Below are 20279 nucleotides of genomic sequence, written 5' to 3' on the forward strand. Positions count from 1 at the left end.
CTTTCTTTTTTGTTTAAAACGTGATACAGTGAGTATAAATCGATTATAATGGAAGTAGTGTAAAGAAAAAATATTGACAAAACGGGTGTTCAAACGTATAATTTTCTTTGTTGTCTTGAGGTGATTATCATTGAGATGGTCTATTCATCAACTTCATCAGTTGCAGCATAAAGGGCTGACGATTGACGAAATGGCCGATGTGTCCGAGTTAAAACAAGTGGACGCTTCCATTCGCGACATTTCTCCTGTTCATATTTCTGGACGGGCAGATATAAGCGCGAAAAAATTTACGTTCCACTTAACGATCGAGGGAACGATGAAGCTTCCTTGTTCCCGTACGCTCGTGGACGTATCGTATCCATTCGCGATCGAAAGCACAGAAACGTTTTTTCTAAACGACTATGACGCAACGGATGAAGAGTCGCACATTGTTCAAGGAGAAGCGATCGACTTAATGCCGATCATTAAAGAACTTATTCTTCTTGAAATTCCGATGCAAGTGTTTAGCGAGCAGCCGGATCATCCCGATGCCGTTCCGCAATCAGGAAAAGATTGGGCGGTCATTTCGGAAGAAGAACATGAAAATAAAATCGATCCGCGCCTTGCGAAGCTAGCGAAGTTTTTCGAAAACAAACACGAATCTTAAGGGAAGATCCGGAACTACACCGGCCTCCATATTCGCCTAAATCTCTTTAAGGAGGTGGAAATGATGGCAGTACCTTTTAGAAGAACATCGAAAATGAAAAAGAGACTACGTCGTACGCACTTCAAATTGCGCGTACCTGGTATGGTAGAATGCCCAAACTGCGGTGAAATGAAACTTGCTCATCGCGTATGTAAAGTTTGTGGAACATACAAAGGAAAAGACGTTGTAAACAAATAAGAGAAGCGTAAGGGTCGTTCCCTTGCGCTTTTCTTTTTTAAAAGGAAAAAAGCATAAAAAAGCGAATAAACATGATGTACATACAATAAAGGGGAGAGGGAAGATGATTGAAAAACAACATGGGATCGTTTGGTTTACGATTTGTCGTCCGACAAGACGAAATGCGATTGATTATGCGGTCATGGATGAACTTGAACAGGCGCTTCAGCTCGTCGAATGCGATGATGAAGCGAAAGTGCTCGTCATTACTGGCGAAGGGGAAGAAGCGTTTTGCGCTGGTGGGGACTTACAAGTATTTCATCAGCTGACGACAAAAGAGGAAGCGCATGCGATGCTATGGAAAATGGGAAACATTTTATATCGATTATTGACGTTACCGAAGCCAACGGTTGCGCTTATAAACGGTAAAGCGATCGGCGGAGGTTGTGAATTGGCGACAGCGTGTGATTTTCGCTTCGCCCGTGCCGGTGCCCGCCTTGGATTTGTCCAAGCGAATTTAGCCATTACAACAGGCTGGGGCGGCGCAGCAATGTTATTTGAAAAAATGGCGTACGACAAAGCGCTCGATTTATTGTTACATGCGCAAACGATCACAGCCGAGGAGGCAGAACGCATCGGTTTCGTTCACCGCATTTTTGCTGACTCGTTGCGCGAACGATGCGAAAAACAATTACGTTGTTATACGAATAAACCGACTGCGGTATTGCGCGCCTATAAAGAAGCAGCGGTCGGACGTTGGAAAACAGAGGAGTTTCGCCAACGCTTTTTCGCTGAAATTGAACGATGTGCGTATTTATGGGAAAGCGAAGAGCACGATCGAGCGGTGCAATCATTTTTAGCAAAACGAAACAAATAATCTTCTATCTTCTCTATTAGCTGCATACGCATATAGTAAATGCAGCGAGGAGGGATAGAAATGATGCGTCAAGATGCGTGGACAGAAGAAGAAGATATGTTGCTTGCAGAAACGGTGTTAGCTTTTGTGAGAGAAGGTGGCACACAATTACGAGCGTTTGAAGAAGTAGGGAAAAAACTATCGCGAACGGCAGCGGCTTGCGGATTTCGTTGGAACGCATACGTGCGCAAGCGATATGAAGAGGAACTAGAGCTTGCCAAACAGCAGCGGAAAAAGAAAAAAGAGCCGCAAACGCCCGAGCGCGATATGACGTTACAAGATGTCATTTCTTTTTTACAAACGTTGCAACAGCGTGGAGAAGGGCAACAAGAAATTGAACGATTGCGAGAGCAAGTATGGACGCTTCAAAAAGAAAAAGAAGCGCTTGAAAAACAACTGCAAGCGGTGCAACAAGAATATCAAGCCGTCATGCACATTTTAGAGCGCGCCCGCCAATTGTCTGTGTAGTAGCTGATAGACGACAGCTACTTTTTTTTATACAATAAAACATAGTAAGAAAAGAGGAGGACGTGCGGTGCGCATTGGAATTGTAGGGGGCGGAGCAGTTGGGTTGTTGACCGCAGCTTATTTTTGTGGCGACCATGACGTCACGATTTATACACGTCGAAATGAGCAAGCAGAAAAGCTATGCACCCATGGGCTGACGGTTATATGCGGAAACGAACGGACGACGCATCGCGTACATGCCGAACCGTTTGTTCGTGAAATCGAAGAAGAGATGTTGTTTATCGCAGTGAAACAATACGATTTAGCAAACATATTGCAAACGCGCATACATATGCTCCAAGCAAACGCGATCATGTTTTTACAAAACGGCATGGGACATGTGTCGTATTTGCCGCATGTGCCGCATCATCATATTGCGCTCGCTGTCGTCGAACATGGTGCCTTAAAAATCGATGATACGACCGTTTCTCATACCGGTGTCGGTCAAACGAAATGGAGCGTATGGCGTGGGGAAAAAGAAGCGTTTTCGTTTTTATCATCGACAAACAATCGCTTTCCGTTTCAATATGTCGACGATTGGGAAGCGATGTTGCTTGAAAAATTAATGGTAAACGTAGCGATTAATCCGCTCACCGCTTTATTGCGCGTCCCAAACGGCATGTTAGTGACACATGAGCCGTATCGACAAGCGATGAAGCAGTTGTTTCAAGAAGTGGCGTCCGTTTTTCAACTCGAACAACGAGAACGTATATGGAAACATATTGAAACGGTCTGTCGTCAAACAGCTGCCAATCGTTCATCGATGTTGCGTGACATCGAGTCAGGGCGAAAGACGGAATTAGATGCGATTTTACGTTATGTAATCGAGCGGGCGAACGAGCGAGGCGTCCCAGCGCCAATTAGTACATTTTTATATGCGCTTGTGAAAGGGAAACAATTAGAGGGGGAGAAGGAGAGATGAAAGATATACTCGCCTCTTTCATTGCGATCATGATTGTCATGCCGTTTTTTTCGTTTTTTTTTATATTTACGCTCGCAAAAACCGTGTTTAAGCGGAAAGGAAAGCGTGCGTTTCATCTCGCGGTGAACGGCTCGACCATTTTTTTTATTTTCGCTGTTCACGTCTTATTGCAAGCGATTTTTCAACGATCGTATATCGTTGAACTGCTTATTTTTTTTATCGTTACATTTATGATTGGGATCGTTTTATATTGGAAAAAAACTGGCGATGTATCGTTACAACGAACGTTTAAATTGTATTGGAAAATGCAATTTTTATTATTTACAACCGCTTATATTGGATTGTTCATATATGGGATTATTCATCGTGTCATGATCGCATTTTCATCATGAATGGGAAAGGAAGTTTACAATGGAAGTCATCGAGCTGTCGTTACCAGCAACAAACCGTTTAGCAACGGAATATATCGAGGGGAAGTTTCCAGTCAGCGAAGCGTTTCACTCTTATTCGTTTGAACAACGTTTGCGTGAATTGCAAAAACGAACGTATGCTCGTGAAGCGCTTGCGGATCATTTATTAACGTATCATCAAAAGTTTCAAGCAAGTCGTGAAACGATCGCAAACATTGAAAAACTACGTCAGCGAGAAAGTGTCGTTGTCATCGGCGGACAACAAGCAGGGCTTTTAACCGGACCGTTATATACGATATATAAAATCATTTCGATTATCGTATTAGCAAAGCAACAAGAGAAACAGCTTGGCGTTCCTGTCGTGCCAATATTTTGGGTGGCTTCTGAAGACCATGATATTTCAGAAATAAATTATGTACATATCGCTGAACATGGAAAAGTAAAAAAATATGTATATCCGCCATTAGCGAAAGAAAAGCGAATGGCTGCTCATATTGATATCGATGCGGATGCGTTGAAGCATTGGATTGACGATGTGTTAAAAACGTATGGCGAGACGGACGTGACAAACGAGTTGCGCGCATACATACATGAATGTATCACGCGATCCGATACGGTGACGGACTTTTTTGTGGCAATCATTTTAACGTTGTTTGCGAAAGAAGGCATCGTCGTCGTTGATGCCGCTCATCCGCAGCTTCGGGCGATCGAGCGCGAATGGTTTATGACGCTTGCTTATGAACATAAAGCGATTACAAACGCCCTTCAAACCCAACAACGACACCTTGCACAACTAGGCTATGCACGAGCCATTGATGTCTCGCCATTGTGCGCTCATTTGTTTTACGATGACGGTCAACGTCGGTTATTATATTACGACGATGACAAGCAACATTTTTACACGAAAGATGGGGCATATCGTTTTACGCCAGATGAATTAAGACAACGAATTGAAAGCGAACCGCAATCATTTAGCAACAACGTCGTCACACGACCGCTTATGCAAGAGTGGCTATTTCCGACGCTTGCTTTTATTGCTGGTCCGGGCGAAATCGCTTATTGGGCAGAGTTAAAACGCGTGTTTGAGCATTTTCATTGGCATATGCCGCCCATTGTACCGCGCCTTTCTTTCACGCTTGTTGAGCGCCATATTGCTACCGATTTAGCGGATGTGCGCATGACGGTAGAAGAGGCGTTAACAAAAGGGACGAAGGAGGCGCTAGACACATGGGTGCGCACAAATCAACCTGCCCCATTCGATGAAACGTTTGATGAAGCGAAAAAACAAATGGCGCACATTCATAAACAACTGCGTCAACTCGGCATGCAAATTGATCCTCACCTTGAGGGAGTGATGTTGAAAAATGCCGAACGGATCGAGACACAAATCGATTATCTTCAACAATTGATTACACGACGCATGTTGCAAAAACATAATGTGCACGTGCGCAAATATGAGCGCATTGAACTGTCGCTTCGCCCGAACAATATGCCACAAGAACGCGTCTGGAACATCACTTACTATATGAATCGCTATGGATTAGACTTTGTTTCCCGCCTTCTTCATGTCGATTATCGTTGGAACGGGATGCATAAAATTGTATATCTTTAACTATTTTCGTCGATAAAAAAATCCTGTCGCGCACAGGATTTTTTTTATGTACAATAGAATAGTTCGGAAGTAAGTAGTGAATTTAGTGAAATGATGGTACAATACAATTGTACTCATTTTCTTATAAAGCAAGTGAAATCGAGGTAGGTGACATCTTTGTTTCATCACGTAACGGTATTATTAAAAGAAACGGTTGACGGATTAAATATTAAAAAAGATGGTACATATGTAGATTGTACGCTCGGTGGAGCTGGACATAGCGAATATTTATTATCGCAATTATCGCCAGAAGGAAGATTGTTCGCCTTCGATCAAGACGATGTGGCGATTCGTCATGCACAACAGAAACTGGAACGATATAGCGGTCAGTTTACGATTATTAAAAGTAACTTTCGCTATATGAAACAACAGCTAGCCCTTTACGGTGTGCATGAAGTAGACGGCATTTTGTTTGATCTTGGCGTATCATCTCCGCAGTTAGATATGCCTGAGCGGGGGTTTAGTTATCAACATGAAGCGCCGCTCGATATGCGCATGGATCGCGAACAAACGTTAACGGCGTATGACGTCGTGAACACATGGCCGTATGAACAGCTTGTAAAAATTTTCTTTCAATATGGCGAAGAAAAATTTTCAAAAGCGATCGCCCGTAAAATTGAGCAAACGCGCAAGCAAAAGTCGATTGAAACGACAACGGAGCTCGCAGAAGTCATTAAAGAAGCCATTCCGGCACCGGCGCGCCGAACAGGAGGACATCCGGCCAAACGGGTGTTTCAAGCGATTCGCATTGCGGTCAACGATGAGTTGCGCGCGTTTGAAGAAGCGATTGAACAAGCGATTGACTTATTAAAACCGGGCGGACGAATTAGCGTCATTACGTTCCATTCGCTTGAAGACCGCATTTGTAAGCTCGCGTTTAAACAAGCAAGTGAAACGCCGCACTTGCCGCCGGGATTGCCGATCATTCCTGATGAATACAAGCCGAAATTAAAAATCATTACAAAAAAACCGATCGTTCCGTCAGAAGAAGAATTGCAACATAATCATCGCGCACGATCTGCGAAGTTACGCATCGCTGAAAAACTGTAAAAAGGAGGAGAAAAAAGGATGGCTGCTGTTCGTATACAACAAAAAGTACAACAACGCGAACAACACGTCCAACGCGAGCCGAAGAAGAAGAAAAAGGCACAGCGGGGCATACGTTGGACGTTCGGGGAAAAAATGGTGTTTGTTTCGTTTCTCGCATTTGCGCTATATAGTAGCGTCACGATTATCTCTAACCAGTTCACGATTTATCATGTCAATAAAGAAGTGCAACAGTTGCAAGCGGACATTCAAGAGCAACAAAAACAAAACCGCGATTTATACGCACAAGTGCAAGAGTTAAGCACGTATGAGCGCATTTTAGCGAAAGCGAAAGAACTTGGTTTGACATTAAACGAAAACAACGTAAAAGTTGTGCAGGACTGATGCCAAATGAGAAAGCATAAACATACACATAGAGGAGCAGCTATATGTTTCATTTTTTTTAGCTTGCTCTTTTTTACATTGTTTGGGCGTTTCGTTTATTTACAAGCAACAGGGGAAGCGGATGGAAGAGCGTTAGCTGTTGAGGCGCAAAAGCGTTATTTAAAAAAACAAGTGCTTGAAGCGAAGCGAGGGACGATTTTTGATCGGCACGGTGAAGTCATCGCAGAAGACATTCCTTCTTACACGGTCGCTGCCATTCTCGATCCGAACATGCCGCAACACGTGACTGATCCGGAAGAAACAGCTCGTAAACTCGCACCGCTATTAAAGATGGATGTAGCGGATGTAGAGCGTATTTTGAAAAAAAAGGCGCATCAAGTCGAGTTCGGTCCGAACGGTCGCGGCATTAGCCAAACGCTTAAGCAAAAAATTGAGGCGTTACAGCTTCCAGGCATTACGTTTGTACGCGATTCAAAACGATTTTATCCGAACGGTACGTTCGCATCATACGTCGTCGGTTATGCCCAAAAAGATGAGGAAAAGGAAGAAGTTGTCGGAAAAATGGGCATTGAAAAACAGTTCAATGAACAGTTAAAAGAAAAAGATGGCGAGGTCTATTATAAAGGTGACCAACAAGGGTTTAAGCTGCCTCATTCGGATGAAACCATCGTTCCACCGCAAAACGGAAAAGACGTATATTTGACGATTGATAAAAAAATCCAAACGTTTTTAGAAGATGCGATGAATGCGGTGGAAAAACAATATGCTCCGAAAAAAATAATCGCCATCGTGGCAGATGCGAAAACAGGGGCGATTTTAGCGATGAGCACTCGCCCGAGCTTTAATCCGAACAAACGAAATATTGAAAACTACTTGAACGATGCGATTGCATATCCGTACGAACCGGGATCGACAATGAAAATTTTTACGCTTGCCGCTGCCGTGAATGAAGGGGTGTTTCACGCAAACGAGACGTATCAATCCGGCTCTTATCAAGTTGGAAACCATCGCATTCGCGACCATAATAAAGTCGGTTGGGGGAAAATTACGTTTCTTGAAGGGGTGCAACGTTCGTCAAACGTGGCATTCGCAAAAATCGTGCGCGAAAAACTAGGGGAAGATCGCTTTTTACAATATTTGCATCGCTTCCATTTTAACGAGCCGACAGGTATTGAATTGCCGGGCGAAAAGGCGGGAAACATTTTATATCGTTATCCGATCGAAAAAGTGACGACAGGTTTCGGGCAAGGAACATCCGTTACACCAATTCAACAAATTCAGGCGGCTACGGCGATCGCAAACGGCGGAAAAATGATGAAACCGTACGTTGTCGATCGCATCGTTGATCCAGACAGCGGGAAAACGGTCGTAAAACATGAACCGACCGTTGTCGATACACCGATTTCAAAAGAAACAGCAGAAAAAGTGTTAGACATTTTAGAAACGGTCGTTACATCTGAAAAAGGAACAGGGCGTCCGTACCAAATTGAAGGTTATCGCGTCGCAGGGAAAACAGGAACGGCGCAAATTCCAAATCCGAAAGGCGGATATTTAACAGGGCACCAAAACTATATTTTCTCGTTTTTAGGTATGGCACCGCGCGAAAATCCGCGCTTAATTATGTATGTCGCTGTGCAACAACCAAACATTTCATATACGGAAACGGGGGCGGCGCCCGTATCGATGATTTTTAATCCCGTCATGAAAAATAGTTTACAATATTTAAACATTCAACCGACTGTTGAGAAAAAGCGGGAGAAAAAAGACAAAAGCATCCCTCTTCCTTCGTATGTCGGTCAATCGGTTGAACAGGCGGCACAGTCGTTGAAAAAACAAGGGTTCAATGTCACGATCGTCGGCAAAGGAAAAGAAGTGCGTGCGCAGTTTCCGAAAGAAGGGGAACACGTCGTTGCACCCGATCGCATTTTGTTGCAAACGGACGGACAAGCGATCATGCCAGATGTGACCGGCTGGTCGTTGCGCGATGTTATGAAGCTAGCTGATTTGTTGCAGTTAAAACCGAGCTTTATCGGAAGTGGATATGTGTTCAGGCAAAATATCTCTCCGGGAGCGGTTGTAAAACAACACGACTATATTATTGTCGAGCTTGCAAAACCGTCACATATCGATGAAAAACAACAAGCAGACACCGAACAACAAGTAGACGGTCCAGTCGATTAGTTCTATATAGAGCGGTACAAGCATATAGTGGAACGAGCTGAAACATATAAGGAGGTTCTACTATATGCGCGCAGTGACCGTTCGCAAACGATTAACGGCCGTTTTGTTGATCGGATTTCTCATTTTTGCGATTATTAATATACGTCTCGGTTATGTGCAATTCGTTTTAGGAGATATGTTAACGGAGCGAGCGAAAGATTTATGGAGCCGAAATATTCCGTTTGAGCCAGAGCGCGGAGAAATCGTCGATCGCAACGGGGTGCCTTTAGCGACAAACGTGAGCGCCCCTTCTGTGCTCGTCGTTCCAAGACAAATTGAAAACCCATCCGAAGTCGCGAATGAACTGGCACGCATATTAAATATGCCCGTCGAAAAAGCATATAAACATGTGACGAAAAAAACGTCTATTGAACGCATTCATCCAGAAGGGCGAAAAATTTCAAATGAGCAAGCAAAACAAATTCGCGATTTAGGGATGAAAGGGGTATATATCGCGGAAGACTCGAAACGTTACTATCCGTTTGGAAGCTATTTATCGCACGTGCTCGGATTTGCAGGTATTGACAACCAAGGATTAATGGGTTTAGAACTTTATTACGATAAACAGTTAAGCGGCAAACCGGGGTCGGTTCAATTTTATTCCGATGCGAAAGGAAAGCGCATGCCGGGAATGGCAGATGCATACACACCGCCTGTGGACGGTCTTGACTTAAAATTGACGATTGACACGCGCGTCCAAACGATTTTAGAACGGGAACTAACGATCGCCGAAGCGACATATCGCCCAGATGGCATTATTGCGATTGCGATGAACCCGAACAACGGAGAAATTTTAGGGATGGCAAGCCGTCCGACGTTTGACCCTGCCGATTTTCAACACGTTCCTCCTGAAATTTTTAACCGTAACTTGCCGATTTGGAGCACGTATGAACCGGGATCGACGTTTAAAATTATTACGCTTGCGGCGGCATTAGAAGAAAAAAAAGTCGATTTATTGAAAGAACATTTTTACGATCCGGGATATGTGAAAGTAGCTGGGGCGACGCTCCATTGTTGGAAGCGTGGCGGTCATGGCGACCAAACGTTTCTTGAAGTTGTGCAAAACTCGTGCAACCCCGGATTCGTTGAACTCGGTGAACGGCTTGGCAAAGAAAAACTATTTCAATATATTCGCGCGTTCGGTTTTGGTGAAAAAACAGGCATCGATTTGCAAGGAGAAGGAAAAGGTATTTTATTTCCGCTCCATCGCGTCGGACCGGTCGAACAAGCGACGACTGCTTTCGGTCAAGGGGTAGCTGTTACACCGATTCAACAAGTCGCAGCGGTCGCAGCGGCGGTAAACGGTGGCATTTTATATCAACCGTACATCGCAAAAGAATGGCTCGATCCGGTCACAGGGGAAGTCGTACGCCGACAAACGCCGAAAGCAAAACGGAGAGTTATTTCCGAGGAAACGTCCAAGCAAATTCGCTATGCGCTTGAAAGCGTTGTGGCGCAAGGAACAGGTAAGGGAGCGTTTGTTGATGGTTACCGCGTTGGCGGTAAAACAGGTACGGCACAAAAAGCGAAAGACGGTCAATATTTAAAAGATAACCATATCGTTTCCTTTATCGGATTTGCTCCGGCGGACGATCCGCAAATTGTTGTATATGTCGCTGTCGATAATCCGAAAGGAACGGTGCAATTTGGGGGCGTCGTCGCTGCTCCGATTGTTGGAAATATTATGGAAGATAGTTTGCGTGCGCTTGGTGTAAAACCGCGTAAACAACAAATTGAAAAAGAAACGACGTGGCTCGATGTGCGCTATGTAGAAGTACCGAATTTAATCGGTTTAACAAAAAAAGATTTGCAACAACAGCTTTTTCACTTAAAATTAGATGGTAGTGGCGAAGGTGATACGGTCATTGAACAGGCGCCGAAGCCTGGAGTCAAAGTGAAAGAAGGAGCGACGATCCGGGTTTATTTTGGAACGAAACGGTAAAGCCTAGAGGAAGTATCCTCATGGCTTCTTTTTCTGTTTATATAAGAAAAAAAAGAAAGGAACGATCGGCATGAAGTTACAAACGTTGCTTCAACATTTACATAACTTTACCCCACGTGTAACAGAAAATCCAACGATTACATCGATTGAAATGGACTCAAGAGAAGTGAAACAAGGCTCGTTGTTTGTATGTATCAAAGGATTTACTGTAGACGGGCACGATTTTGCTGAACAAGCCGTAGCGCGCGGAGCGGTAGCGATCATTGCGGAACGACCGCTCACATTGCCTGTGCCGGTCATTTATGTGAACGATAGCCGCCGAGCATTAGCGGTGTTAGCGGATGCGTTTTACGGTCAGCCGACGCATCAGCTTCATTTAATCGGCGTGACGGGAACGAACGGAAAAACGTCGACGACGCATTTCATTGAACGCATATGCCGTCATGCCGGAAAAAAAACCGGTCTCATTGGCACGATTAACATGAAAATAGGCGATGAAACGTATGATGTAAACAATACAACACCTGAATCGCTCGTCTTGCAAAAAATGTTTCGTAAAATGGTCGATGCCGATGTGGACGTCGCTGCGATGGAAGTCTCTTCACATGCGCTACATATGGGAAGGGTGCATGGTTGCGATTTTGATGTCGCTGTGTTTACGAATTTAACGCAAGATCATTTAGATTACCATCAAACGATGGACCATTATCGTTGGTCGAAAGGGTTATTGTTTGCACAACTCGGCAACCGTTTTGACCATCAACGTCCAAAATTTGCGATATTGAATGCAGACGATGCGGCTTCCGAAGAATACAAAAAAAGTACAGCGGCTCACGTTGTTACGTACGGCATTCATCAAAAAAGCGACATCATGGCGAAAAATATTGAAATGACAACGAGCGGCACGACGTTTCAACTCGTCACACCGACCGAAACGGTACAAATAAAAACGAAACTGATCGGCATGTTTAACGTGTATAACACGTTAGCCGCTGTCGGTGCTTGTCTTGTCTCAAACATTCCGCTCGCGACGATTGTTGAAGCGATCGCTCATATGGAAGGCGTTCCGGGCCGCTTTGAAGTCGTTGATGCCGGTCAGCCGTTTACAGTTATCGTTGATTACGCCCATACACCAGATAGTTTAGAAAATGTGTTGCAAACGATTCGGCAGTTTGCGAAAAAGCGCGTATTTGTCGTCGTCGGTTGCGGTGGAGATCGCGATCGGACGAAGCGGCCATTGATGGCACAAATCGCTGTCCAATATAGCGATGTGCCGATTTTTACATCCGATAATCCGCGCTCAGAAGACCCGATGGCCATTTTAAATGATATGAAGCAAGGGGTAACAGAAGACGTCGTATGTATCGTCGATCGAAAAGAGGCGATTACATATGCGATTGAGCAAGCTGAAGAAGGCGATGTCGTTTTAATCGCAGGAAAAGGGCATGAAACGTATCAAATTATTGGCAAAGATGTGTTATATTTCGATGATCGTGTCGTCGCACGCGAAGCTATTCAACGAAGAAAAGATAAATAGGAGATGAGGAAGGGGCAACGATCATGAACGAGAAAGTCATTTTGTTTACGGCAGGGCTTGCTTTTATTATTACGGTTGTATTATCGCCCATTTTCATTCCATTTTTAAGGCGATTAAAATTTGGGCAAAGCATTCGTGAAGAAGGACCAAAATCACATCAAAAAAAATCAGGGACGCCAACGATGGGCGGATTAATGATTTTACTATCGCTTTCGATCACGACATTTGTCATGAGCGATCTATTTTTTGAACGGACAGCACAAACGTACTTATTGTTGTTTGTGACGATTAGCTACGGATTGCTCGGCTTTGTTGACGATTTCATTAAAGTCGTTATGAAGCGCAACCTTGGCTTAACGAGCAAACAAAAACTAGCAGGGCAATTACTCATTGCGCTCATCTTTTACTTTTTCTTTCAACACTATAGCATTTCAACGGTCGTTTCGATCCCAGGGACGAACGCTTCCATTGATTTAGGCGCTGCGTATATTTTGCTCATTATTTTTATGCTCGTTGGCGGCTCGAATGCCGTCAATTTAACAGACGGCTTAGACGGCTTGCTTGCGGGAACAGCAGCCATCGCGTTTGGTGCATATGCTGTATTGGCGTGGAATCAAGGGCAGTACGATATCGCCATTTTTAGCGTTGCTGTCGTCGGTGCAGTGCTTGGATTTCTCGTATTTAACGCGCACCCTGCAAAAGTGTTTATGGGGGATACCGGCTCACTTGCGCTTGGTGGGGCGATCGTCACCGTTGCGATTTTAACGAAGCTTGAAATATTATTAGTTATTATCGGCGGCGTATTTGTTATCGAAACGTTATCTGTTATCATTCAAGTCATTTCGTTTAAAACGACAGGCAAACGCGTATTTCGCATGAGCCCGCTTCATCATCATTACGAATTAATCGGCTGGTCTGAATGGCGCGTTGTTGTGACGTTTTGGACGGTAGGCTTACTATTTGCCATCTTAGGAATTTATATTGAGGTGTGGGTATGATGTATAACGGAAAAAAAGTGTTTGTATTAGGTTTAGCGAAAAGCGGATGGGCAGCGGCGAAACGGCTTCGTGAGCTCGGCGCCGATGTCGTCGTCAATGATCGAAATGAACCGAGTGAACAACAAAGACGGGAGCTAGAAGCGCTTGGCATTCGTCTCGTATGCGGCGGGCATCCGCTTGAATTGCTTGATGAGCCGTTTGATTTCGTTGTAAAAAATCCAGGCATTCCGTACACGAACGAGCTTGTACAAAAAGCGCTTGACAAACATATCCCGGTCATTACCGAAGTGGAAATTGCTTATGAAACGTCAGAAGCACCGATTATCGGCATTACAGGTTCAAACGGAAAAACGACGACGACAACGCTCATTTTTCACATATTGCAAGAAGCGAAACGGCGTCCGTTAATCGCCGGAAATATCGGAACGGTCGCGTGCGAAGTCGCAAAACAAGCGACAAAAGATGATGTTATCGTCATGGAATTATCTTCGTTTCAACTGCTTGGGACGATTCGCTTTCGCCCGCACATCGCGGTGTTGTTAAACATTTTTGATGCGCATTTAGACTACCATGGGACGAAAGAAGCGTATGCGGAAGCGAAAGGAAACATTTTTAAAAACCAAACAGAAACCGACTACGCCGTCGTCAATGCCGACGATCCGATTGTGATGCAATTGGCGGAGAAAAGCCGTGCGCAAAAAGTGCCGTTTTCCGCTAAAACGCCATTATCATACGGGGCGACAGTAAAAGAAGGAGCCATTTATTTTCACGACGAGCGAATTATCGATATTCAAGATGTGGTGTTACGAGGGGCGCATAACATCGAAAATATATTAGCAGCTGTTGCGGCAACAAAACTAGCAGGTGCAGACAACGATTCGATTTGCCGCGTATTAAAGACGTTTACAGGTGTACCACATCGATTGCAATTCGTTGCTGAAATCAACGGCCGAAAATTTTATAACGATTCGAAAGCGACAAACATATTAGCGACACAAAAAGCGTTAAGCGCTTTTCATGAGCCGGTCATTTTACTTGCGGGCGGCTTAGATCGCGGCAATGAATTTGATGAGCTATTGCCGTATTTAAACCATGTAAAAGCGGTCATTACGTTCGGACAGACAGCACCGAAAATTGAACGTGTTGCGCGCGAAGCAGGAATACAACAAGTGAAACGTGTCGATAATGTGGAACAAGCAGCTTTTGCCGCATATGAATGGTCGTCACCGGGCGATGTGATTTTACTCTCCCCAGCTTGTGCAAGTTGGGATCAATATAAAACTTTCGAACAGCGTGGGGACATGTTTGTACATGCGGTGCATAAGCTTAAATAAGACGAATTTTAAGTAAATTGAGGTGTTCCGCATTGCATGGAAAAAAGTCTGCACCTGATTTTTTGTTAATGATCATCACGTTTTCGCTGTTGGCGATCGGGCTCATTATGGTGTATAGCGCAAGCGCCATTTGGGCGGACTACAAGTTTCATGATTCGTTTTTCTTTGCCAAGCGCCAGCTGTTGTTTGCAGGGGTTGGCATTGTAGCGATGTTTTTTTTCATGAACATCGACTATTGGACGTGGCGCACGTGGGCGAAAGTGTTGCTTATCGTCTGTTTCATTCTTCTCGTCCTCGTCTTAATTCCAGGCATCGGCATGGTGCGCAACGGTTCGCGAAGCTGGATTGGCGTTGGCGCGTTTTCCATTCAGCCATCTGAATTTATGAAAATGGCGATGATCGCATTTTTAGCGAAATATTTATCTGAAAATCAAAAAAAAATCGCGTCGTTTAAACAAGGGTTACTCCCATCATTGACGCTCGTCTTTCTCGCGTTTGGCATGATTATGTTGCAGCCCGATTTAGGAACAGGAACGGTGATGGTCGGCACGTGCGTCGTCATGATTTTTGTCGCCGGCGCGCGCATGAGTCATTTTGTCGTTCTCGGTTTGCTCGGATTGGCAGGGTTTGCTGGGCTCGTGTTATCTGCTCCGTATCGCATGAAGCGCATTACGTCGTTTTTAAACCCGTGGGAAGATCCGTTAGGAAGCGGTTTTCAAATCATTCAATCGCTTTATGCGATCGGACCGGGCGGGCTATTTGGGCTCGGATTAGGGCAAAGCCGACAAAAGTTTTTTTACTTACCTGAGCCGCAAACGGACTTTATTTTTGCCATTTTAGCGGAAGAACTCGGATTTATCGGCGGTTCGCTCGTTTTGCTTTTGTTTAGTTTATTGCTTTGGCGCGGCATTCGCATCGCTTTAGGAGCACCGGACTTGTACGGCAGTTTTTTAGCTGTCGGCATTATTGCGATGGTTGCCATTCAAGTAATGATTAATATCGGAGTAGTGACCGGATTAATGCCGGTGACAGGCATTACGTTGCCGTTTTTAAGCTATGGTGGATCGTCTTTGACGCTTATGCTCATGGCGATTGGCGTCTTGTTAAACATTAGCCGTTACGCGCGATATTAAAGGCTGACTTCATGGAAGTCAGCTTCTTCTGTTACTTTCGATGAGGGGGAAAAACAATGAAAATTGTAGTTAGTGGTGGCGGAACAGGCGGACATATTTATCCTGCTCTTTCATTCATTCATGAAGTGAAAAAACAACACCCAAACGTTGATGTATTATATATCGGGACGAAAAAAGGATTAGAAAGTACGATCGTTCCAAGAGAAAACATTCCTTTTTATCCGATTGACATTAGCGGATTCAAGCGTAGTTTATCTTTTGAAAACGTCAAAACAATCGCTCGCTTTATTAAAAGTGTGCGCACGTGTAAAAAACTGTTAAAACAATATAAGCCAGACGTTGTGCTCGGAACGGGCGGATACGTGTGCGGACCTGTCGTGTATGCGGCAGCTAAACTAGGTATCCCAACGATCATCCATGAACAAAATAGCATTCCGGGATTGACGAACAAATTTTTAAGCCGTTATGTTCATAAAGTGGCTATTTGCTTTGAAGAAACAAAACAATATTTTCCATATGAAAAAGTCGTGTTAACTGGAAACCCGCGCGCTTCAGAAGTCGTAGGAAAAGATGGGCGAGAGGCGAAACGATCGCTCGGGTTAGATGAGAAAAAAAAGACGGTGCTCATTGTTGGCGGAAGCCGTGGGGCGCGCCCGATAAACGAGGCGTTTTTACAAGTGCTACAACAAGTCGAACAAAAACCGTACCAATTTTTATATGTTACAGGTGACGTTCATTATGATAAAGTAATAAAGGCGGTGAACGATGTCGGCAATCCTTCAAACGTCATCATTCGTCCGTTTATTCATAATATGCCAGAAGTATTGGCCGGAGTCGATGTCATCGTCGCGCGTGCGGGCGCAACGACGCTAGCAGAAATTACAGCGCTCGGCATCCCGAGCATTTTAATCCCAAGCCCATATGTGACGAATAATCATCAAGAAAAAAATGCTCGAGCGCTTGAAAAGAAAGGGGCAGCGATCGTCCGTTTAGAAGGCGAATTGACGGGCGTGCGCTTGCTTGAAGATATCGATCGCATATTGCTAGACGAACAAACGTTGACAAAAATGAAAGAAGCGGCATTTCAATTAGGCATTCGCGATGCGGCACAACGTTTATATCGCGTCATGGTGGAGATGATTTCATAAGTTGCATACGATATAGGAAAGAGGTAGAGGAGGTAGGCCATTGGAAAAGCTACGTGAAGAGCTGCTTGAAGCAAACGTTGGAACGGTGAAAGAGAACGAACGAATGGCAAATCATACAACGATGAAAATCGGCGGACCAGCTGACTTGTTTGTTGAGCCGAAAAATATAGATCGTTTAAAAAAGACGATGGAAATCGTGAAAAAATATAACGTCCGTTGGCGTGCGATCGGCCGCGGTTCGAACTTGCTCGTGCTAGACGAAGGCATTGAAGGCGTCGTCATTAAACTTGGCGAAGGATTAGACGACTTACAAATAAACGGGACAGAAGTGACGGTTGGCGGTGGCTATTCGCTTATTAAACTGGCGACAGTCATTAGTAAACAAGGATTGTCTGGACTTGAGTTTGCTGGCGGTATTCCGGGCTCGGTTGGCGGAGCGGTATATATGAATGCGGGCGCCCACGGTTCCGATATGTCGCGCATCGTCAAAAAAGCACAAATTTTATTTGAAGACGGGACGATCGAATGGTTGACGAATGAAGAAATGGAATTTTCGTATCGCACATCCGTTTTACAAACAAAGCGTAAAGGCATTTGTGTCGCAGCAACACTTGAAATGAAAAAAGGAAACCGCGACGAAATTGTCGCAGCGATGCAAAAAAATAAAGATTACCGCCGCGAAACACAACCGTGGAACTATCCGTGCGCCGGAAGCATTTTCCGCAATCCGCTCCCTCACTACGCCGGACAGTTAATTGAAAAAGCAGGATTAAAAGGCTATACGATCGGTGGAGCGAAAATTTCAGAACAACATGCGAATTTTATTGTAAATGCAGGCGGAGCGACGGCAAAAGATGTGCTCGAGCTCATCGATTACGTGAAAAAAACCATTTACGATTTATACGGTGTTTCGTTGCAAACAGAAGTTGAAATTGTTGGGCGGAAGTAATACATTTTCCCCATCCTAATTTTTTCTATATTATGCTATAATAAGTTTTGAAACAATGAACTAACGGTTGCTGACGTGCACCGTTAGTTTTCTTGTTATTTTGATTTGGTCCATCGACCGAGGTGGAGTGAATGGAAAAAGGAAAAGTTGTTGTTCTTGAAGAACGTGTACCGAAGTTGAAAGAGCAGCGAAGACAGCGCGCGAATCGCTTACTCATTGTATATATCGCTCTATTTTTTATGCTTTTGTTAGCTGTCATTTATGCCCAGTCGCCGCTTAGCAATGTCGCGGTCATCCACGTGGAAGGGAATCGGCATATCGCTTCTCAAGATGTCATTCAATTAAGCGGTGTGACGAAAAAAACAAGCTTTTGGAAAGTAAAAAAAGACGAAGTCGAACAGCGCATTCAACAACATCCAGAAGTGAAAGAAGTAAGCGTGAAAAAACGAATTCCGAATCGCATTGACATCGTGATCGTCGAACGAAAGCGCATCGCTTACATTTTGGACAAGCATTCGTTCCTGCCGATTTTAGAGAATGGAAAAGTGTTAACGGATGTCAAACGGGCGATTCCGAGCGATGCCCCCATCTTAATTGGATGGAAAGAAGGGGAGGCTATTCAAGACATGGCTGCCCAATTGGCACATACGCCAAGTTCGATTTTAAACCTCATTTCAGAAATTCATTACACCCCAAGCCCATCTGACCGAAGACATATTACCGTCTATATGAATGATGGCATAGAAGTGAGTGCGACGATTGATCGTTTTGCGGAAAAAATCGTTCACTATCCTTCGATTGTCAGCCAGTTGCAACCGGGGATAAAAGGTGTTCTTCATCTAGAGATGAGCACATATTTCAAGCCGTACGAAGCGGATGAAGGGAATGAAAAAGATGAAAATGAACGGTAACCACGTCGTTTTATCGTTCGTTTGCTTAGTTTTAGGCTTTATGTTAGTCCTCTCCTACCAAATGGCAAAAAAAGAAACAGCTAACCGTCAACTAGAACGCCAATGGAATAAAGAGTACGAATACCGCGAGCAGTTAATTGAGCAACAAGAACAAAATCGCAAACTGCAAGCGGAACTATTTAACAAACAACAACGCGTGCGTGAAATTGAAAAAGAGCTAGCAAACGAAGAACAATTGTATTTTAACCTCGTCGAAGATGCAGAACGATTGCGTATGTATCTCGGAAAAGTAAAGGTAAAAGGAAAAGGAGTGGAAGTGACGTTATCCGACGCGTCGTACATCCCTTCTGAAGCGAATGCGACAAACTATATTGTTCATGAGCAACACGTATTTCAAGTTGTAAACGAGCTATGGATTGCAGGGGCATCGGCGGTGGCGATTAACGGGCAGCGACTATCGCATCGTTCGTACATCGTTTGTAACGGTCCGGTCATTGAAATTGATGGGACACAGCATCCCGCTCCGTTTGTCATTCAAGCGATCGGCGATCCGAACGTGCTCATTCCAGCGTTAACGATTGCCGGTGGCGTCAAAGATCAATTGACGAGCGATCATATTGTTGTGGATATTGTAGAAAAGTCAGAAGTGACGATGGAACCGATGATGCAAAAATAAAAGGAGGGGCGCCGTTGACGCGAAAAACGATATGGCATTTTACGTTTGTTTCGCTTATTATCGGCTTTATGTTAGCGGTCCAATTTCAGACGAGCCAAGAGCCTGATGTGCGCGATACACGTGACATATGGGAAATACGACGAGATTTACAAAAAGAACAAGAGTTACATAAACAGCTGTTAAATGAAATTCGAAAATATGAAGAGACGTTAGAAAAATACGAACAGCAACGTTCAGAAAATAAAGGGGCTATTTTGCGCCAAACGGTAGAGGAGTTGAAAAAAGAAGCGGGACTGACAGAAGTTGTCGGTGAAGGGGTCGTGCTTTATATTGAGCAAATGTATGACGAATCATACGTCGGTCCGGTTAGCGATACGATATCCGCAGATTTACTGCGCCGGCTAATTAACGAATTAAATATGTACGGAGCTGAACATATATCGATTGCCGATCAACGCCTTGTTAACACAACGGTCATTCGCGACATTAACGGTGTGACGAAAGTTGATTCGTATCCGCTTCGTTCCTTTCCAATTGAAATAAAAGTGATTACCCCTGATGCTGAAAAAATGTACAACCGACTAAAAGCATCAACCATTGCCGATGACTTTGCGCTTGAAAATTTGCTCCTTACCGTTTCAGAGCCACAACAACGGGTCGTCATCTCTCCATACGATGGTGCGGTGCGTGTGAAACAAATGGAAGCGGTCGAAGAGGCTAGGAGGTGAAAAG

At 44.3% G+C, this 20279-nt stretch carries 20 protein-coding genes; all 20 read left to right on the top strand.

The window, feature by feature from the left end; all coding sequences use genetic code 11:
- Positions 1-130 precede the first annotated feature (130 nt).
- Positions 131-646, top strand: a complete 516-nt coding sequence (locus JV16_RS00585; protein ID WP_021094861.1) for a YceD family protein — start codon at positions 131-133, stop codon at positions 644-646.
- A 63-nt stretch (positions 647-709) separates the two neighbouring features.
- Entirely contained in the window at positions 710-883 is a 174-nt protein-coding gene (gene rpmF, locus JV16_RS00590; protein ID WP_003395111.1) for a 50S ribosomal protein L32, read from the top strand.
- Positions 884-986: 103 nt separating this feature from the next.
- The gene (locus tag JV16_RS00595; RefSeq protein WP_021094862.1) at positions 987-1739 is read left to right on the top strand and encodes an enoyl-CoA hydratase/isomerase family protein; all 753 of its coding nucleotides are present in this window, start codon (positions 987-989) and stop codon (positions 1737-1739) included.
- A gap of 60 nt (positions 1740-1799) precedes the next feature.
- Positions 1800-2246: an RsfA family transcriptional regulator gene (locus JV16_RS00600; RefSeq protein WP_021094863.1), complete on the top strand. Its 447-nt coding sequence runs from the start codon at positions 1800-1802 to the stop codon at positions 2244-2246.
- A 67-nt stretch (positions 2247-2313) separates the two neighbouring features.
- Entirely contained in the window at positions 2314-3207 is an 894-nt protein-coding gene (locus JV16_RS00605) for a 2-dehydropantoate 2-reductase (RefSeq protein ID WP_021094864.1), read from the top strand.
- Positions 3204-3599, top strand: coding sequence for a DUF3397 domain-containing protein (locus tag JV16_RS00610; protein WP_021094865.1), 396 nt, complete (start codon positions 3204-3206; stop codon positions 3597-3599). Before JV16_RS00605 ends, JV16_RS00610 begins: the two co-directional genes overlap by 4 nt.
- Before the next feature lie 19 nt (positions 3600-3618).
- Positions 3619-5229 carry a bacillithiol biosynthesis cysteine-adding enzyme BshC gene (gene bshC / locus JV16_RS00615; RefSeq protein WP_021094866.1) on the top strand — a complete coding sequence of 537 codons (1611 nt, stop codon included), beginning with the start codon at positions 3619-3621 and terminating at the stop codon, positions 5227-5229.
- Positions 5230-5385: 156 nt separating this feature from the next.
- Positions 5386-6318, top strand: coding sequence for a 16S rRNA (cytosine(1402)-N(4))-methyltransferase RsmH (gene rsmH, locus JV16_RS00620; RefSeq protein WP_021094867.1), 933 nt, complete (start codon positions 5386-5388; stop codon positions 6316-6318).
- Between the two features lie 18 nt (positions 6319-6336).
- Positions 6337-6699 carry a cell division protein FtsL gene (gene ftsL, locus JV16_RS00625; protein WP_021094868.1) on the top strand — a complete coding sequence of 121 codons (363 nt, stop codon included), beginning with the start codon at positions 6337-6339 and terminating at the stop codon, positions 6697-6699.
- A 6-nt stretch (positions 6700-6705) separates the two neighbouring features.
- The gene (locus JV16_RS00630) at positions 6706-8880 is read left to right on the top strand and encodes a penicillin-binding protein (RefSeq protein WP_042533796.1); all 2175 of its coding nucleotides are present in this window, start codon (positions 6706-6708) and stop codon (positions 8878-8880) included.
- A gap of 64 nt (positions 8881-8944) precedes the next feature.
- Complete coding sequence (locus tag JV16_RS00635; protein ID WP_021094870.1) at positions 8945-10861, top strand: stage V sporulation protein D; 1917 nt, start codon at positions 8945-8947, stop codon at positions 10859-10861.
- Positions 10862-10931: 70 nt separating this feature from the next.
- Entirely contained in the window at positions 10932-12398 is a 1467-nt protein-coding gene (locus JV16_RS00640) for a UDP-N-acetylmuramoyl-L-alanyl-D-glutamate--2,6-diaminopimelate ligase (RefSeq protein WP_021094871.1), read from the top strand.
- Positions 12399-12421: 23 nt separating this feature from the next.
- A complete protein-coding gene (mraY, locus tag JV16_RS00645; protein ID WP_021094872.1) occupies positions 12422-13396 on the top strand; it encodes a phospho-N-acetylmuramoyl-pentapeptide-transferase in 975 nt (324 codons plus the stop codon).
- Positions 13393-14730 (top strand): UDP-N-acetylmuramoyl-L-alanine--D-glutamate ligase, encoded by a 1338-nt coding sequence (murD, locus tag JV16_RS00650; RefSeq protein WP_021094873.1) that lies wholly within the window; start codon positions 13393-13395, stop codon positions 14728-14730. The genes mraY and murD overlap by 4 nt, the downstream gene beginning before the upstream one ends.
- A 32-nt stretch (positions 14731-14762) precedes the next feature.
- The gene (gene spoVE, locus JV16_RS00655; protein ID WP_143249209.1) at positions 14763-15863 is read left to right on the top strand and encodes a stage V sporulation protein E; all 1101 of its coding nucleotides are present in this window, start codon (positions 14763-14765) and stop codon (positions 15861-15863) included.
- Positions 15864-15919: 56 nt separating this feature from the next.
- Positions 15920-17011 carry an undecaprenyldiphospho-muramoylpentapeptide beta-N-acetylglucosaminyltransferase gene (murG, locus tag JV16_RS00660; RefSeq protein WP_042533798.1) on the top strand — a complete coding sequence of 364 codons (1092 nt, stop codon included), beginning with the start codon at positions 15920-15922 and terminating at the stop codon, positions 17009-17011.
- Between the two features lie 40 nt (positions 17012-17051).
- Positions 17052-17960: a UDP-N-acetylmuramate dehydrogenase gene (murB, locus tag JV16_RS00665; protein ID WP_042533800.1), complete on the top strand. Its 909-nt coding sequence runs from the start codon at positions 17052-17054 to the stop codon at positions 17958-17960.
- A gap of 131 nt (positions 17961-18091) precedes the next feature.
- A complete protein-coding gene (locus JV16_RS00670; protein ID WP_042533802.1) occupies positions 18092-18871 on the top strand; it encodes a cell division protein FtsQ/DivIB in 780 nt (259 codons plus the stop codon).
- Positions 18855-19547, top strand: a complete 693-nt coding sequence (locus tag JV16_RS00675; protein WP_021094876.1) for a DUF881 domain-containing protein — start codon at positions 18855-18857, stop codon at positions 19545-19547. Before JV16_RS00670 ends, JV16_RS00675 begins: the two co-directional genes overlap by 17 nt.
- A 68-nt stretch (positions 19548-19615) precedes the next feature.
- Positions 19616-20275, top strand: coding sequence for a DUF881 domain-containing protein (locus JV16_RS00680; protein WP_042534023.1), 660 nt, complete (start codon positions 19616-19618; stop codon positions 20273-20275).
- The last annotated feature ends 4 nt before the right edge of the window (positions 20276-20279 follow it).

It is taken from the genome of Anoxybacillus ayderensis, from assembly GCF_000833605.1.
GTDB lineage: Bacteria > Bacillota > Bacilli > Bacillales > Anoxybacillaceae > Anoxybacillus > Anoxybacillus ayderensis.

What these genes read in the sequence shown, in the direction of transcription:
- rpmF (WP_003395111.1), top strand. Translation starts at nt 710, where the DNA reads ATGGCAGTACCTTTTAGAAGAACATCGAAAATGAAAAAGAGACTACGT.
- JV16_RS00595 (WP_021094862.1), top strand. Translation starts at nt 987, where the DNA reads ATGATTGAAAAACAACATGGGATCGTTTGGTTTACGATTTGTCGTCCG.
- JV16_RS00600 (WP_021094863.1), top strand. Translation starts at nt 1,800, where the DNA reads ATGATGCGTCAAGATGCGTGGACAGAAGAAGAAGATATGTTGCTTGCA.
- JV16_RS00610 (WP_021094865.1), top strand. Translation starts at nt 3,204, where the DNA reads ATGAAAGATATACTCGCCTCTTTCATTGCGATCATGATTGTCATGCCG.
- bshC (WP_021094866.1), top strand. Translation starts at nt 3,619, where the DNA reads ATGGAAGTCATCGAGCTGTCGTTACCAGCAACAAACCGTTTAGCAACG.
- ftsL (WP_021094868.1), top strand. Translation starts at nt 6,337, where the DNA reads ATGGCTGCTGTTCGTATACAACAAAAAGTACAACAACGCGAACAACAC.
- JV16_RS00630 (WP_042533796.1), top strand. Translation starts at nt 6,706, where the DNA reads ATGAGAAAGCATAAACATACACATAGAGGAGCAGCTATATGTTTCATT.
- JV16_RS00635 (WP_021094870.1), top strand. Translation starts at nt 8,945, where the DNA reads ATGCGCGCAGTGACCGTTCGCAAACGATTAACGGCCGTTTTGTTGATC.
- JV16_RS00640 (WP_021094871.1), top strand. Translation starts at nt 10,932, where the DNA reads ATGAAGTTACAAACGTTGCTTCAACATTTACATAACTTTACCCCACGT.
- mraY (WP_021094872.1), top strand. Translation starts at nt 12,422, where the DNA reads ATGAACGAGAAAGTCATTTTGTTTACGGCAGGGCTTGCTTTTATTATT.
- murD (WP_021094873.1), top strand. Translation starts at nt 13,393, where the DNA reads ATGATGTATAACGGAAAAAAAGTGTTTGTATTAGGTTTAGCGAAAAGC.
- murG (WP_042533798.1), top strand. Translation starts at nt 15,920, where the DNA reads ATGAAAATTGTAGTTAGTGGTGGCGGAACAGGCGGACATATTTATCCT.
- JV16_RS00670 (WP_042533802.1), top strand. Translation starts at nt 18,092, where the DNA reads ATGGAAAAAGGAAAAGTTGTTGTTCTTGAAGAACGTGTACCGAAGTTG.
- JV16_RS00675 (WP_021094876.1), top strand. Translation starts at nt 18,855, where the DNA reads ATGAAAATGAACGGTAACCACGTCGTTTTATCGTTCGTTTGCTTAGTT.
- JV16_RS00680 (WP_042534023.1), top strand. Translation starts at nt 19,616, where the DNA reads ATGTTAGCGGTCCAATTTCAGACGAGCCAAGAGCCTGATGTGCGCGAT.